This is a genomic window from Enterobacter sp. Ap-1006, from assembly GCF_011752835.1.
GTDB lineage: Bacteria > Pseudomonadota > Gammaproteobacteria > Enterobacterales > Enterobacteriaceae > Cedecea.
Genome location: NZ_VWWU01000003.1, coordinates 31586 through 46934, shown reverse-complemented (window position 1 = coordinate 46934; position 15349 = coordinate 31586). Strand labels below are relative to the sequence as shown.

Annotated in this window: 14 protein-coding genes; 7 read left to right on the top strand and 7 right to left on the bottom strand. The window is 57.2% G+C overall.

Annotation, left to right across the window (positions count from 1 at the left end; translation table 11 throughout):
• Positions 1 to 44: 44 nt before the first annotated feature.
• The 5 genes from F3J28_RS08390 to F3J28_RS08370 all read right to left on the bottom strand — a co-directional run bounded on the left by F3J28_RS08390 (position 45) and on the right by F3J28_RS08370 (position 5484).
• Positions 45 to 1334: a sulfurtransferase gene (locus F3J28_RS08390; protein ID WP_166874925.1), complete on the bottom strand. Its 1290-nt coding sequence runs from the start codon at positions 1332 to 1334 to the stop codon at positions 45 to 47.
• A gap of 84 nt (positions 1335 to 1418) precedes the next feature.
• A complete protein-coding gene (locus F3J28_RS08385; RefSeq protein WP_166874923.1) occupies positions 1419 to 2042 on the bottom strand; it encodes an ATP-binding cassette domain-containing protein in 624 nt (207 codons plus the stop codon).
• Positions 2042 to 3616, bottom strand: coding sequence for an ABC transporter permease (locus F3J28_RS08380; protein ID WP_166874920.1), 1575 nt, complete (start codon positions 3614 to 3616; stop codon positions 2042 to 2044). The genes F3J28_RS08385 and F3J28_RS08380 overlap by 1 nt, the downstream gene beginning before the upstream one ends.
• Entirely contained in the window at positions 3613 to 4770 is a 1158-nt protein-coding gene (locus F3J28_RS08375) for an ABC transporter substrate-binding protein (protein ID WP_166876490.1), read from the bottom strand. Before F3J28_RS08375 ends, F3J28_RS08380 begins: the two co-directional genes overlap by 4 nt.
• 51 nt (positions 4771 to 4821) lie before the next feature.
• Positions 4822 to 5484 (bottom strand): TVP38/TMEM64 family protein, encoded by a 663-nt coding sequence (locus F3J28_RS08370; protein ID WP_353620576.1) that lies wholly within the window; start codon positions 5482 to 5484, stop codon positions 4822 to 4824.
• Positions 5485 to 5691: 207 nt separating this feature from the next.
• On the opposite strand from F3J28_RS08370, the gene F3J28_RS08365 reads away from it, so the two are divergent.
• Positions 5692 to 6120 carry an organic hydroperoxide resistance protein gene (locus tag F3J28_RS08365; RefSeq protein WP_008456632.1) on the top strand — a complete coding sequence of 143 codons (429 nt, stop codon included), beginning with the start codon at positions 5692 to 5694 and terminating at the stop codon, positions 6118 to 6120.
• 30 nt (positions 6121 to 6150) lie between these two features.
• On the opposite strand, the gene F3J28_RS08360 is transcribed toward F3J28_RS08365, so the two are convergent.
• Positions 6151 to 6819: a TVP38/TMEM64 family protein gene (locus tag F3J28_RS08360; RefSeq protein ID WP_166874917.1), complete on the bottom strand. Its 669-nt coding sequence runs from the start codon at positions 6817 to 6819 to the stop codon at positions 6151 to 6153.
• A 78-nt stretch (positions 6820 to 6897) separates the two neighbouring features.
• Positions 6898 to 7704 (bottom strand): exodeoxyribonuclease III, encoded by an 807-nt coding sequence (gene xthA / locus F3J28_RS08355; protein ID WP_166874914.1) that lies wholly within the window; start codon positions 7702 to 7704, stop codon positions 6898 to 6900.
• Positions 7705 to 8148: 444 nt separating this feature from the next.
• On the opposite strand from xthA, the gene F3J28_RS08350 reads away from it, so the two are divergent.
• The 6 genes from F3J28_RS08350 to spy all read left to right on the top strand — a co-directional run bounded on the left by F3J28_RS08350 (position 8149) and on the right by spy (position 14999).
• Entirely contained in the window at positions 8149 to 9369 is a 1221-nt protein-coding gene (locus F3J28_RS08350; protein ID WP_166874910.1) for an aspartate aminotransferase family protein, read from the top strand.
• Positions 9366 to 10400, top strand: a complete 1035-nt coding sequence (gene astA / locus F3J28_RS08345) for an arginine N-succinyltransferase (RefSeq protein WP_039302203.1) — start codon at positions 9366 to 9368, stop codon at positions 10398 to 10400. Before F3J28_RS08350 ends, astA begins: the two co-directional genes overlap by 4 nt.
• Positions 10397 to 11875 carry a succinylglutamate-semialdehyde dehydrogenase gene (gene astD, locus F3J28_RS08340; protein WP_166874907.1) on the top strand — a complete coding sequence of 493 codons (1479 nt, stop codon included), beginning with the start codon at positions 10397 to 10399 and terminating at the stop codon, positions 11873 to 11875. Before astA ends, astD begins: the two co-directional genes overlap by 4 nt.
• Positions 11872 to 13203: an N-succinylarginine dihydrolase gene (gene astB / locus F3J28_RS08335; protein WP_166874904.1), complete on the top strand. Its 1332-nt coding sequence runs from the start codon at positions 11872 to 11874 to the stop codon at positions 13201 to 13203. Before astD ends, astB begins: the two co-directional genes overlap by 4 nt.
• A 10-nt stretch (positions 13204 to 13213) precedes the next feature.
• A complete protein-coding gene (gene astE / locus F3J28_RS08330; protein ID WP_166874901.1) occupies positions 13214 to 14179 on the top strand; it encodes a succinylglutamate desuccinylase in 966 nt (321 codons plus the stop codon).
• A gap of 334 nt (positions 14180 to 14513) precedes the next feature.
• On the top strand, positions 14514 to 14999 hold the full coding sequence (spy, locus tag F3J28_RS08325) for an ATP-independent periplasmic protein-refolding chaperone Spy (protein WP_166874898.1): 486 nt from the start codon (positions 14514 to 14516) through the stop codon (positions 14997 to 14999).
• The last annotated feature ends 350 nt before the right edge of the window (positions 15000 to 15349 follow it).

Genomic DNA, 15349 nt, shown 5'->3' with positions numbered 1-15349 from the left:
TCCCCGTTGGGGAGAGGGTGAGGGGGGAAGCCCTCAAGTCAGCATCAGTTCGGTTTACGCTCGCCGCTCACAACAGGATTTTTAGGGTCAGCGCTCCATTCGTACCAGCCGCCGTCATACAAGCCGACATTCTTCCAGCCCATTGCCCGCGCGTACATCAGCGTTTCGGAAGCGCGCCATCCGGTTCCGCAGTAAAAAGCAACCTGCTGATCCGGCAAGATATTCCAGTTTTGCCACATTGCGGCGATGTCGTCCCCTGAACGCATGGTACCGTCCGGGTTATGGAAGTCTTCCATATGCGTGGAGTCAGAGCCCGCGTGGCCCCAGCGGGCGCCTGCAATCTCGCCTTTGGGTTTGATGTAGCTGTACCCGCTGGTGGTGCCGATAAATTCCGGCCAGGAACGAATGCTGACCAGAGAAGCATCTTTGCGGTGCAGCAGCGCCCGAGCCTGCTCCGTATCCAGCATAAGCTGAGGCTGACCGGGAATGGAGGCACCGAAGTCGGGCTCCGGCGTCGTTTTGTTGGGCAGGCCGCGTTCAACGGGCAGGTCAGCTGCGCTCCACGTTGCCCAGCCTCCGTCCAGGAGTCGGACGTCTTGCACGCCAGCGTACAGCATGATCGCCGCCACGCGCGCCGCCGCATATACATCCCGTCCATACAAAATGACGGTCGTATCGTGCCTGATGCCGTGGTTAGCCAGCATGGCCTTCAGCTTGTCGTCGGACACTTTGTTCCACAGCGGCTCGCTCTCCACCTCTTCTGTGTTGATGTAGCCCGCGCCAGGAATATGGCTGAGCAGGTATTTTTTTGGCGCGCCCCAGCCCGCTTCAACCACTTTCCAGTCCCCGGCAGGGGCGGCGGTGACGAGTTTTTTATTCTGTAAATCATGGATCCATTGCGGGTACACCAGCTGCTCAAAATGCGCCAGCTTTTGCAGGCGGGAAGGATCCTGCAGGGCGTCCGTCAGGATTGAAATCTGCGTAAACCCCAGCTTTTCTAAGCGAGTTTTCACGGACTGAGCGTCGCTACCATACAGCGCCATCAATCCGGTTTTGGTCAACTGATGCTGCTTAGCCCACGTTGAAAGCTGCTCATCGCTCATTAGCGCCAACCAGGAGGCCGAAAGATTCAAGGCAGTGGGTTCATGGCCGCCGCTGCCGTTTAAGGTTTGCGGCCAGCCGTTGTAAAACGCGCTCGGCCGAGTATCAATCACGGCACCGTTTACGGCTTTTACGCTGGAGAGGTTCATTTCAGTGGGTACCGAGGCGGCAAAAGTGACCTGGGACAGCCCGGCAAGCAGCAGGGCGGTGGTTAGCTGAGAAACACGTTTCATCTAATAACCTGAAGGATAGCAAAAGAGCCGCAAGTTTAGTCCTCGCTGGCGTTGGCTTCTTTGCGATACCTCATGTTCGATGGGCTAAAGCTGGATAATCTGGCCGTGGGCCGGCGCATCCTGCTCATCGTGAGTAACCAGCACGACCGGCAGTTTGAGCTGTTGGGCTTTTTGCCAGACAAATTCCCGAAAGCTCTGGCGCAGCGGCAGGTCGAGCCGGGAAAAGGGCTCATCCAGCAGCAAAGCTTCGGGTTCAGCCAGCAGGGCGCGTAGGACGCTGATGCGCGCTCGTTCCCCGCCGGAGAGCGTGGCCGGATCTCTGCGGGCATAGTTTGCCAGCCCGGCGCTTTCCAGGACCTCCGAAACAACACGCTGCCGCAGCGAGCGCCCAGCGACGGAGGCGGGAATCGCCATCAACAGATTTTGCACAACGTTGAGGTGAGGAAATAGCAGCGCATCCTGGAACAAAATGCCGATGCGGCGCTGTTCAACGGGCAAATAAGTCAGGCTGCGCTGGTTAAGCCGCAGCGTGCCCTGGGCGCTAAACTCCGGGGCTAAATCGCCGATCATCCAGTTCAGAAACGTCGATTTACCCACGCCAGACGGGCCCATCAGCGTAACAATCTCACCCGGCGCGACGTCAAAGCTGATATCCGCCAGCAGTGGTTCGCCATTGCGAGAGAGGGAGCAATTTCGCACGCTGAGCATTAGCGCAATCCTTTTCTGTGGGTGCCAGCCAGGCGGCTGGCTGAGATTGTGGCGATAAATACGGCCAGCGGCAGCAGCATTTGCAGCAGGGCCTGGATTGCAAACTGCTGTGGATCGCCGCCGCTGCTGAGCGCTACGGCTTCCGTTGTGACGGTGGCAAACCGGCCCGCCCCGGCATAAAGCGTAGGCAAATATTGCGCGATGCTGACCGAAAAACCGACGGCCAGCGCCGCCAGCAAAGGCCGGACAAGCAATGGGATCTGGATAAGGCAGAGAATTTTCCCTGGCGACCAGCCGAAAGTTTGCGCTGTCAGCACCAGACGAGCGTCGATCCGCTGCCAGGCTGGGGCCAGAATCAACAGCGTATAAGGCACGACCCACAGTAAATGGCTCCAGATGAGCGCGGCCCAGCTTCCTTCCATGTTCAGCCTGAGCAGGAGTTGATACTGCCCGGCGGCCAGCGGCAGCGCAGGCAGCAGCAGCGGCAGATACAGCCAGCGATCGTACCGGCGCGGGCAGCCCTTTAGCCACAATATTGTCACGACTGGCGCGAGCAAAGCGCTGATAAAACCGGCCATAAAACTTGTCCAGACCGGCACCAGTTCAGCCTGCTGCCAACCGCTAAGCGTTAAACTTTCAGGCCAGCGCGCCGGATAGAACCAGCCTTCAGCGAAGGACCAGGTCACAAGCATGGCGAGAGCCATAAAGCCGAACAGAGAAAGTGAAGCGCTGGCCACAGTGCCTGCTAAGGTAAGATTCAGGGCATATCGCTTGCCTGAAAAACGCCCGATTCGCAGTTTAAATGCTCCCCACGCTAACCGCCCGAAAACCATAAAACCGCCCAGCAAAAGCAGCAGCACGCAGGAGGCCGCCAGGCCCATGTTCTGCCGAGAAGTATCGCTGTCCGTTAACCATTGCCAGGCCAGCACGGCAAAAGTGGGCGGGTTAGCGGGGCCAAGAATAAGCGCGGCATCCACGACCGAAAGGCTGTATGCCGTCACCGCCACTAAAGCCCAGCCCAGGCGCGGCAAGAGCTGCGGCACAAGCACGTAGAGACGGGATTGTAGCTCGCCGTAGCCGAGCGTTCTGGCAAACGTTATCTGCTGGCTCAGGTGTTCGCTTTGTAGCTGTGCGGCTGAGAACCATAGCAAGAACCAGGCTTCTTTTAGCGCCAGCATGAGGCCGAGGGTAAAGCCGTAGTTATCCGGTGGTGGGGAGAGATTGAGAAGGCGCGCCAGCCAGCCGCTGTCCGAAAACAGGAAGAAAAAACCGCTGGCAAGGGCGACGTGCGGCAGCGCAAGCAGCAGCGGCAGGCGCTGAAGATAGCGCTGCCAGCGCTCACCGGGATACAGGGTGCAGAGAAGGATTAACGTCAACAGCAGCGCACCGCCCACGCTGAGAGTGGTTGAAACCAGCGTGGTAATTACCGCTTCCGGCCACTGCGGGTCCTGCCAGAGAGCAAGCCAGGTGTCGCCCTGGAGTAATGGCGGCGCTAAAAGGGCAAGCCCCGGCAGCACCGGCACAAAAACCAGCCCCACAGCCAATACTCCGGCAACGGTAAAGCGGCGACTCATCGCGATCCGTAACGTTTAAGCCAGGCTTGCTCCAGCGCGCTGACCCAGGCGGCGTGAGGTTCCGCCAGGAAAGGAACCGGACGCTGGCTTTTGGGCACCAGATCCTCAAGCTGCGTTTTTTGCGGTGGCGGCAGCGCGTGACTGCTCAGCACGCTCGCGTCCCCCCAGACTGCCGGATCGGCTTTGCGGATTTGCGCTTCCGGCGACATCAGAAAATTAGCCACCACCAGCGCTCCGGCTTTGGCGCTGCTGTTCGCCGGAATAGCGACGAAATGCACGTTGCCCAGCATACCGGCGCTAAAGCCAAAGGATTCTGCCGACGGCTGGAGCTGGCGGCGAGCGATCAGATTGTCGACGTGCGCCGGGTTGAAGGTCACTGACAGCAGCAGCTCGCCGTCGGCCAGCATACGATCCATGCGCGCCGGCGTCGGCGGGAACGTTTTACCTTTTTGCCAAAGGAATGGATGAAGCTGGTCAAGGTAGCGCCAGAGCGGGGCGGTGACTTGCTCGAAGGTGCCGGGATCCGGGGCAGTTTTCAGCGCGGCCGGTTTTTCGGTCAAGACAATCAAAAGCTGTTCAAGGAACGCCGTGCCGGTAAAATCCGGCGGGCGAGGGTAGCTGAGCTTGCCGGGATGGGCTTTGGCGAAGGCCAACAGTTGTTCTGCATTTTGTGGGAAGGTCGGCGTGCGTTTCTTATCGCCGATGAACATCAACTGGGCGCTTCCCCAGGGCGCTTCTGCCCCGTCAACCGGTACCGAGAAATCTTCCCGCACAGGTTTTTTCACGTCAACATATCGCCAGTTTGGCAGATTTTCGGCCCAGTTTTCGCTGAGAAATCCTGCCTGCTTGAGCACGCTAAAATTTTCACCGTTGACCCAAAGCAGATCTACCGATCCGTTGGTTTTTCTGCCCGCAGTCGCTTCGCTTTGAATGCGCCTCACCGCATCGGCCGCGTCCGCCAGCTTCACCACTTTAAGCGTCACGCCGTAATGCGTTTTTACCTCACGGCTGACCCAGTCCAGATAGCCGTTAACGGCAGGATCGCCGCCCCAGGCGTTGAAATAAACCTTCTGGCCGTTGGCCTGCTGGCGAATATTCTGCCAGGACTGAGGTTGGGCGACGGCGCTAAAGCCGATCATCGTCAGGGCAACCATCAGCGCCCGTATGCCAGATATTAAGCGTTGCAAGAGAAAGTCCTCAGCGTGTTATGGGGCGGTTCGTCTGGCCAGCCAGCGCGCGGCCAGCGGCAATAGCCCTAACAGGGCAAACACCAGCATCATGCCAGGGGAGAGGATATCGCCCAGGCTTTGTAGCTGGCTCAGCTGCCTGCCGGTGTTAATGTAGACCACGATGGCAGGCAGCATGCCGAGCAGGCTGATCGCGGCATAGCGAACGACGCCCATTGGCGTCAGGCCCATTAATAAATTCACCAGCACAAAAGGGAAGACCGGCGCGAGCCTCAGGGCAAAGAGGTAATGGCCGCCGTCGCGCCGTATGCCCTGATTCACTTTTTCCATCATGCGCGAGAAACGGCGCTGCACCCAGTCCCGCAGCAGGTAACGGCTGATTAACATGGCGACGGTCGCACCTGCAGTGGCCGCCAGGGCGACCAGCAGTGTGCCCTGCACCAGACCAAAGATAGCGCCACCCAGCAGCGTGAGCAGGGTTGCGCCTGGAATGGAAAAGGCGGCGGTAAGAAAGTAGCAGCCAAAAAAAGCCATAACCGCCAGGACCGGGTGTTGCGCATGCCAGTGCGCAAATTCAGCCTGAGAATGCTGAAGTGCCGACAGGCTTATCGTGCCCGGCGGAAGCAGATACAAAAACAACCCCGCCATGATGACCAGTAGCGCAAAGATCCCCTTACGCACATCTACCTCTTCTCTTCGGTTTGTCCATCTTCATACCGTGCCGCTGCCGTAAAGGCGTGGAGTATAGCGGAGAGAGAGTGGCAGCCAGCTTGAGCCAGGTCATGAAGCGGATACAGACTTATACATTTTGGCCTGGCGGAGAACATATGGCAGATACATAGCGGTAGTTAAATGGCGGCTCTTCTTACCCACGATTGAGGAATCACGATGTCCAGCAAACTCGAGAAAGTGCTTTATACCGCCCATACCACTACCGTTGGCGCTCGCAGCGGGCACGGGCGTTCGGACGACGGCAGCCTGGACGTGCAGCTCAGCACGCCGGGGTCCGGCAAGCCGGGGACGAATCCCGAACAGCTTTTTGCCGTCGGTTATTCCGCCTGCTTTATGGGGGCGATTGGGCTGGCGGGGAAAAAATTGGCTATCCGCATTCCAGAGGAAACCGCCGTGGACGCCAGTGTTTCGCTGGGAAAAGTCGATAACGACAGCCAGTTTGCGCTGGCGGTGACGCTTCACGTCAGGCTGCCTGGGCTGAGCGAGGCCCAGCGGGAAACTTTGCTCGCGACCGCCCACGCCACTTGCCCTTACTCACGTGCGATTAGCGGCAATGTTGACGTGACGCTGCTTTCACAGGGGTAACGACAAAACGCCTTCGATAGCCGGGTGCGTTTAACTTTTTAAGCGGGTTCTTTTTATCAGCCAGTGAGACAGGAGCGGCAGCAGGCCAATCAGCGCCAATAACAGCAGCATGGTGGGGGAAATAATGTCCCGCAGGCTTTCTACCTGACTAAGCTGACGGCCGGTGCTGATGTACAGCACGATAGACGGCAGCAGGCCAAGCAGCGTGACTATCGCGAAGCGAACGGCGGAAATCGGCGTCAGCCCCATCAGCAGGTTGATGATGGAAAAGGGCAGAACCGGCACCAGGCGCAGGGCAAACAGGCAGTGTGTAATATTGTGCTTAATGCCCTCATTGATCTTTGCCATGGTGGTGGCAAAGCGCCGCTGTACCCAGTCATGCAAGAAATAACGGCTCAGCAACATCGCCACGGTTGCGCCGCTGGCAGCAGCCGTGGCAACCAGTACGGTGCCCTCAATCAACCCAAACAGCGCGCCGCCCATCAGGGTCATAATGCGCGTGCCGGGGATGGAAAGGGCGGAAATCAGGAAATAACCAAGGAAGAAGGCGCTCATCACCAGCGCCGGGCGTTCGGCGTGCCAGAGACTAAGCTGAGCGTGATATTTCTGCAGCGTCGCCAGGCTAAGGGTGCCCGGTGGCAGCAGGATTAACAGCGAGATGACCAGCGTGGCCAGCAGCAAAAACAGGATTTTACGCATTCTGTTCGCGCCTCGTCAGGGGGAAAAACGGCATCTCGCTGTCCTTGTCTGAAGATGTGTCTACCTTCAGTATTTCCCTTATCGCTTAAACTGCGCCCAAACAGGGGCGTGGTCGGACGGTTTTTCCATGCCGCGAATGTCGTAGTCGATCCCGGTTGCCACGCAGTGCGGCGCCAGCCCCTGGCTTGCCAACATCAGGTCTATACGCAGGCCACGGTTATCGTCGAAGCCTTTTGAACGGTAGTCAAACCACGAGAATTTATCCTGTGCTTCCGGGTTAGCGTGGCGGTAAGTATCCACCAGGCCCCAGCCTAGCAGACGAGCCATCCACTCACGCTCTTCCGGCAGGAACGAGCATTTCCCGGTGCGCAACCAGCGCTTGCGGCTATCTTCACCGATCCCGATGTCGAGATCCGTCGGGCTGATATTCATATCCCCCATGATCAGCACCGGATTTTCCGGGCGCAGTTCACCCTGCAGGAAGTCCTGCAGATCCTGGTAAAATTTAGTCTTGGCCGGGAATTTGGTTTCATGATCGCGGCTTTCGCCCTGCGGGAAGTAGCCGTTGATCACCGTCAGGTTGCCAAATTCAGACGGGATTTCCGCCATGATAATGCGCCGCTGGGCGTCTTCATCGTCGGTCGGGAAGCCTTTTCGCACCGAAATCGGCTTCTCTTTGGTCAGCAGCGCCACGCCGTAATGACCCTTCTGGCCGTGATAAAACACGTGATAGCCGAGTTTCTCCACGTCTTCCAGCGGGAACATATCGTCGTGCACTTTGGTTTCCTGCAGACCAATAACGTCCGGCTGATGCTGTTCCACGATGGCTTCAAGCTGATGAGGACGGGCGCGCAGGCCGTTGATATTAAAAGAGACAAATTTCATAGTCGCTGCCAGGTTGTCAGGTTAATTGTTGCAGGATGGTAGCAGAAAACGGCGCAGGTTGCTGCGCTGAAGCTAATCGTTGCCATAGGCGCGTCTGACGGGCAAAAATAAAGCAACATTTGCACCAAAATTGATCTCGATGCGCAAAAAGGGGGCGAAAACGGCAGGCAAATCCCGAAGGCGATCACAATTCCAGCATTATATTTTACCACTGCATAATATTTCTTGTTTTCGTGTCGAAAATCAGGCGGCACGTTAAAACTATGCACTTTTTATTCACTTTATGTGAATGATGGATGTTTTTAAGTTATTGATTTTACGTTTCACCCTCCGGTTTATGCATTTTTATCGCTGGCTGGCACGATGCCTGCAATCTACATTTACAGCGCAAACACTCAATTATTTAACATTTAATAAACTTTTTGTTTACCGTGAGGGGTCACTATGTCGCAGTCAATTACACGCCAACATTTCGACGAATGGATGATGCCGGTTTATGCCCCTGCGCCTTTTATTCCGGTTCGCGGCGAGGGTTCCACCCTGTGGGATCAGCAGGGAAAAGACTACATCGACTTTGCCGGTGGCATCGCGGTTAATGCCCTGGGGCATGCTCACCCTGAAATGCGCAAAGCGCTGGAGGAGCAGGCGGCAAAATTCTGGCACACCGGCAATGGCTACACCAATGAGCCGGTACTGAAGCTGGCGAAGCAGCTCATCGACGCTACCTTTGCGGAGAAAGTGTTCTTCTGTAACTCAGGGGCCGAGGCCAACGAGGCGGCGCTGAAGCTGGCGCGTAAGTATGCCCATGATAATTTTGGCGCACAGAAAAGCGGCATCGTAGCGTTCAAGAACGCGTTCCATGGCCGCACGCTGTTTACCGTCACGGCCGGTGGTCAGCCCGCTTATTCTCAGGACTTTGCGCCGCTGCCGCCCCAGATTAACCACGCGGTATTTAACGATTTACAGTCTGCCCGTGAGCTGATTAACGACGAAACCTGTGCGGTGATCGTCGAGCCTATGCAGGGTGAAGGCGGGGTCGTTCCAGCGACACCAGAGTTCCTTCAGGGGCTGCGCGAACTTTGCGACAAACACAACGCCGTACTGATTTTTGACGAAGTACAAACCGGCGTGGGCCGCACCGGCTCGCTGTATGCCTATATGCATTATGGCGTGACGCCGGACGTACTCTCAACGGCCAAAGCGCTGGGCGGCGGCTTCCCGATCGGCGCGCTGCTGACCACCGATCGCTTTGCCAAAGTGATGGTGGTGGGCACCCACGGCACCACCTACGGCGGCAACCCGCTGGCCTCTGCTGTGGCCGGACGCGTGCTGGAAATTATTAATACGCCGGAGGTGCTCAACGGCGTGAAGCAGCGCCATGACTGGTTTGTTGAGCGCCTGAACCACATTAACCAGAAGCACCAGCTGTTCAGCGAAGTACGCGGCTTAGGGCTGCTGATCGGCTGTGCCCTGCGCCCTGAACATGCCGGTAAAGCGAAACTTATTCTGCAGGCTGCCGCGCAGGAAGGCCTGATGATGCTGATCGCCGGGGCTAACGTGCTGCGTTTTGCCCCTGCGCTCATCGTCAGCGAAGCAGAAGTTCAGCTGGGCCTGGATCGCTTCGAGCGTGCCTGCGAACGCTTCCTCGCGGGAGTTTCATCATGATGGTAATCCGCCCGATTGAACGAGGCGATCTGCCGGGGTTGCTTAAGCTTGCCGGGAAAACCGGCGGCGGGCTGACCTCGCTCCCCGCCGACGAAAAAACGCTGGCCGACCGAATCGAACGCTCGCTGCAGACCTGGCAGGGCGGGTTGCCGAAGGGCGATCAGGGCTATGTTTTTGTGCTGGAAGACACCAGCAGCGGCCAGATGGTGGGGATTTGCGCCATTGAGGTGGCCGTGGGCCTGAATGACCCCTGGTACAACTACCGGGTCGGGACGCTGGTTCATGCCTCCAAAGAGTTGAATATCTATAACGCACTGCCGACGCTTTTTCTCACCCACGACCACACCGGAGCGAGCGAGCTTTGCACGCTGTTCCTCGACCCGGCCTGGCGTAAAGAGGGCAACGGGTATCTGTTATCCAAGTCTCGTTTTCTGTTTATGGCTGCCTTCCGCGAGCGCTTCAACGACAAAGTGGTTGCCGAGATGCGCGGGGTAATCGATGAACACGGGCATTCACCGTTCTGGGAAAGCCTTGGGAATCGCTTCTTCTCTATGGAGTTCGCTCGCGCCGACTACTTGTGTGGCACCGGGCAGAAAGCTTTTATTGCCGAGCTGATGCCAAAACACCCGATTTATACCGACTTCCTTTCCAAAGAGGCTCAGGCGGTTATTGGCCAGGTGCATCCGCAAACGGCGCCAGCGCGCACCGTGCTTGAAGCCGAAGGATTCCGCTATCGTAACTATGTCGACATCTTCGACGGTGGTCCTACTCTGGAGTGCGATATCGACCGCGTGCGGGCGATCCGCAAGAGCCGCCTGCAAACCGTCGCTGTCGGCCAGCCTGCTACCGACGAACTACCCGTTTGTCTGGTCGCCAACGAAAATTACCACCAGTTCCGCGTGATGCTGATCAAAGCCGATCCCAAAGGCGAGAAACTGGTTATTGATGCCGCCACCGCCGATGCGCTGAAGTGCGCCAGCGGCGATACCGTGCGCGTGGTGCGCCTGTGCCCTGAGGAGAAAAAAGTATGACTAACTGGATCAACGGACAATGGGTGCCGGGCCGTGGCGAAGCGCTGTTAAAACATAACCCTGTCAGCGGCTCGCTGCTGTGGGAAGGGCTGGTGGCGGATAAAACGCAGGTAGAAGAAGCCTGCCGTGCGGCTCGTGCGGCGTTTCCCGCCTGGGCGAAACGCCCGTTTGCAGAACGTCAGGAGATTGTGGAGCGTTTTGCCGGCCTGCTAGAGACGAATAAAACTGCACTCGCTGAAGCAATTGCGCAAGAAACCAGTAAACCTCGCTGGGAAGCGGCCACTGAAGTGACCGCGATGGTTAATAAAATTGCCATTTCCATCAAGTCTTACCACACCAGAACGGGCGAAACGCACACCGCGATGCCGGACGGGGCTGCCACTTTACGCCATCGCCCTCACGGCGTGCTGGCGGTCTTTGGCCCCTACAATTTCCCTGGCCATTTGCCCAACGGCCATATCGTGCCGGGACTACTGGCCGGCAACACCCTGGTGTTTAAGCCGAGCGAGCTAACGCCGCGTATCGGTGAGCTGGTGATGAAGTTGTGGGAGGAGGCTGGTATCCCGGCTGGCGTGCTGAACCTGGTGCAGGGGGGACGCGAAACCGGCGAGGCGCTGTCTAATCAGTCGGAGCTTGATGGGCTCCTGTTTACCGGCAGCGCGGGCACCGGCTACCACCTTCACCGGCAGTTTGCCGGGCAACCTGAGAAGATCCTTGCCCTGGAAATGGGCGGGAACAACCCGCTGATCGTCGAAGATCCGAGGGATATCGACGGCGCCGTTCACGTGGCTATCCAGTCGGCGTTTATCACCGCCGGGCAGCGCTGCACCTGCGCCCGCCGTCTGCTGGTGAAGCAGGGTGAGCAGGGGGATGCGTTTATTCGTCGCCTGGTTGAAGTCTCTGCTCGTTTGCAGCCGGGTGAGTGGGATGCTATGCCGCAGCCGTTTATTGGCGGATTGATTTCGGTACAGGCGGCTGAAAGGGTGCTGACCGCGTTTCAGGCTCACGTAGCCCGCGGCGGTAAACCGCTGCTTGAACCAAAAATGATTCGTCCAGGCACCTCTTTACTGACGCCGGGCATCGTTGAGCTTAGCGGCGTGGCCGACGTGCCGGATGAAGAAGTGTTTGGCCCGCTACTGGCGATTTACCGCTATGACAGCTTTGACGACGCGATTCGGATGGCGAACGACACACGCTACGGCCTGGCGAGCGGGCTGATTTCACCGTCCCGCGAACAGTTTGACCAGCTTTTACTGGAAGCCAGAGCCGGGATCGTGAACTGGAATAAACCGCTGACCGGAGCCGCCAGCACTGCGCCATTCGGCGGCGTGGGCGCTTCAGGTAACCACCGTGCCAGCGCCTGGTATGCGGCGGATTACTGCGCCTGGCCGATGGCCTCGTTGGAAAGTACGAGCTTCGCGTTGCCAGCAACCCTGAGTCCAGGGCTCGATTTTAGCCGCGAGGAGCAGCCATGAAGAAAGCACGTGAGGCCAACTTCGACGGACTGGTGGGGCTGACCCACCATTACGCCGGACTGTCGTTCGGCAATGAAGCCTCGACGAAGCACCAGTTTCGCGTGTCTAACCCGAAGCTGGCGGCGAAGCAGGGGCTGCTGAAAATGAAAGCGCTGGCGGACGCGGGTTATCCGCAGGGTGTGATTGCCCCGCAGGAGCGTCCGAATATCGGCGTGCTGCGTCAGATAGGCTTTAGCGGCAGCGACGAGCAGGTTGTTGAGCGTGCAGCTCGGCAAGCTCCGCAGCTGCTGTCCGCCGCCAGCTCGGCCTCTTCGATGTGGGTGGCCAATGCGGCGACGGTATCACCGTCAGCCGATACGCTGGACGGCAAAGTGCATCTCACCGTCGCCAACCTGAACAATAAGTTCCACCGCGCCAGCGAAGCACCGACGACGGAAAGCGTGCTGCGGGCGATGTTCCGGGATACCGGGTGTTTTGCCGTGCACGGCGCGCTGCCGCAGGTGGCGATGTTTGGTGACGAAGGTGCCGCCAACCATAACCGTTTAGGCGGCGAGTATGGCGAGCCGGGCGTGCAGCTGTTTGTTTATGGTCGCGAAGACTCGAAAAGCGGGCAGGCACCGGCGCGGTATCCCGCTCGTCAGACGCTGGAGGCCAGCCAGGCCGTGGCACGTTTGAATCAGGTACGTTCTGAGCAGGTTATCTTCGCTCAGCAAAACCCGGCGGTGATCGACCAGGGCGTTTTCCATAATGATGTTATCGCAGTCTCTAACCGCGAGGTGCTCTTCTGCCACCAGCATGCGTTTGTGGATCAGCCGGGGCTTTATCAGCGCCTGCGCGAAAAAGTCCCGGGCTTTACGGCCCTGGAAGTCCCGGACGATTTGGTTTCGGTGGCCGATGCGGTTTCGACCTATCTGTTTAACAGCCAGCTGTTGAGTCGCGCCGACGGCGGCATGATGCTCGTGCTGCCGGAAGAGTCTCGCCAGCATCCAGGCGTCTGGCGCTACCTTAACCAACTGCTGGAGGCGGATAACCCTGTCCGTGAGCTGCAGGTGTTTGATCTGCGGGAAAGCATGGCTAACGGCGGTGGCCCGGCGTGTTTACGTTTGAGAGTGGTACTGACGGACGAGGAGCTTAAAGCCGTTAATCCGGCGGTGATGATGAACGACACGCTGTTTATGACGCTCAATGGCTGGGTTGATCGCTGGTATCGTGACCGTTTAACCCAGGCTGATTTAGCCGATCCGCAGCTGTTGCGCGAAGGGCGTGAAGCGCTGGATGAACTGACGCACATTCTGGATTTAGGTTCCGTGTACCCGTTCCAGCAATAGGGGAGAAATAATGATTGATTTTCTGGCGCAGACGCTGGCCGGCAAGGCGCCTGAACAAACCTCCGGGGAGAATGCTTATCTCAGCTGGCGCTGGTGGGATGAAGGTATTCTGACGTTGACGCCGCGTGAGGCGGCAGGGAAAGCGCTGGTCATATCGGCCGGGATTCACGGCAACGAAACCGCCCCGGTGGAGATCCTTGGCCAGTTGACCAACGGCTTGATCGCGGGGCAGCTTCCGCTGCAGTGGCGCACAATGATTATTCTGGGTAACCCAGCGGCGCTGCGCGCGGATAAGCGTTATACCCATAGCGACATGAACCGTATGTTTGGCGGGCGCTGGCAGCAGTTTCCTGAAAGCGTAGAAACCCAACGTGCGGCCAGACTTGAACATGCCCTCGAGCAATTCTGGTCGCGAAGTGAGGAGCAAACCCGCTGGCATCTGGATATGCATACCGCCATTCGTGGCTCTTATCACCCCCGGTTTGGCGTGCTTCCTGCGAGGCCGCTGCCTTATAGCGAGAGCTTTTTAACCTGGCTGGGCTGCGCCGGGCTGCAGGCGCTGGTGTTTCATCAAAAACCCGGTGGCACCTTTAGTCATTTCAGCAGCGAGCATTTCGGGGCGCTGAGCTGCACGCTAGAGCTGGGAAAAGCCAGGCCGTTTGGGCAGAACGATCTTGGTCAGTTTGCGATAACTAAAGAAGCAATCTCAGCGTTGTTAAGCGGGACAGAGCCGCCGGTCATGGAGATAGAACCGCAGCGTTACCGCGTCGCGCAGCAAATCACCCGACAGTCGGAGAAATTCGTGCTGCACATGTCCGGCCAAACGCAGAACTTTACCGCGTTTTCGAAGGGCACCCTGCTGGCTGAAGATGGTGAGAAGCGTTATGTCGTTGCCGGTGAAAAAGAGTACGTTTTATTCCCCAACCCGGATGTGGCGCTGGGGCTGAGAGCGGGCCTGATGCTGGAGGAAATTTAAACTTTAAGCAGCTCTTAATAATTGAGCTGCTTAATCATTTCGTGTTGTTAATTTATTTACGGATAATTCCTGGGTGCAGGGTTTATTCGTTAGGTTGATTGCTGTACACTTTCCATATTGTCTTTATAATCAATGGTTTGTTATATTTAGTTGCACTATTTCCCGCCTTAATCCTTATTTTCTTCATAATTGATGCATTCTTGTTTTATACCCTTTCAATGATTTACGGATGCCACCGTCTCCTTGACGATAAGACTCGTAAACTCATTCTCGTCAACACGGCATCGTCGTTTTAAGCGAGCCGTCAATTTAATGAAAAGAGAAGGTTAAAAATATGCGTAAATTAACTGCACTGTTCGTCGCTTCTACCCTGGCTCTGGGTGCCGCTAACCTGGCGCATGCTGCAGACGCAACCCCGGCTGCGGCTCCACAAACCGATGCTCCGATGATGCACCATAAAATGATGCGCGGCCCGATGCACGACATGATGTTTAAAGACCTGAACCTGACCGATGCGCAGAAACAGCAAATTAAAGACATTATGAAAGAACAGCGCGGCAAGATGCAGCGCCCATCCGTTGACGAACGCCGCGCCATGCACGACGTGATTGCCAGCGACAGCTTCGATCAGGCCAAAGCCCAGGCGCAGATCGATAAAATGGCCGAGCAGAACAAAGCGCGCATGTTGGCGCATCTGCAAACTCAGAACAAAATCTACAACATTCTGACCCCGGATCAGAAAAAACAGTTTAATGCGAATTTTGAGAAGCGTCTGACAGAACGTCCTGCGCATGAAGGTAAAATGCCAGCTGCTCAGTAAGCCTGAGCGACTAAATTAAGACCGCCGGTCCTGTTCACAATAGCGAGGTACGCTGTGAACAGGATCGGCGGTTTTCTCGTTTAATCATGTCACTCCACTCTTTCCCCTTCGCTCGACTCAGATAATACCGCCCGGCGATAATCACGCCGACGGGACAAGCCATTTTAAACACTCAATTTCAGCAGCTTACATTCAAAATTGCAGTTCACTCCGCAGATTTTACCGACCGGTATTGAGGGCGATAAATTTACTTTGCTTCCCGATAAAAAAGCCGCTAAATCATTGTCACAAAAATAGAACCAGGGCTACAGCAACCGGCCACGGCTGCCGATAACACTGGCGTCAGGCAC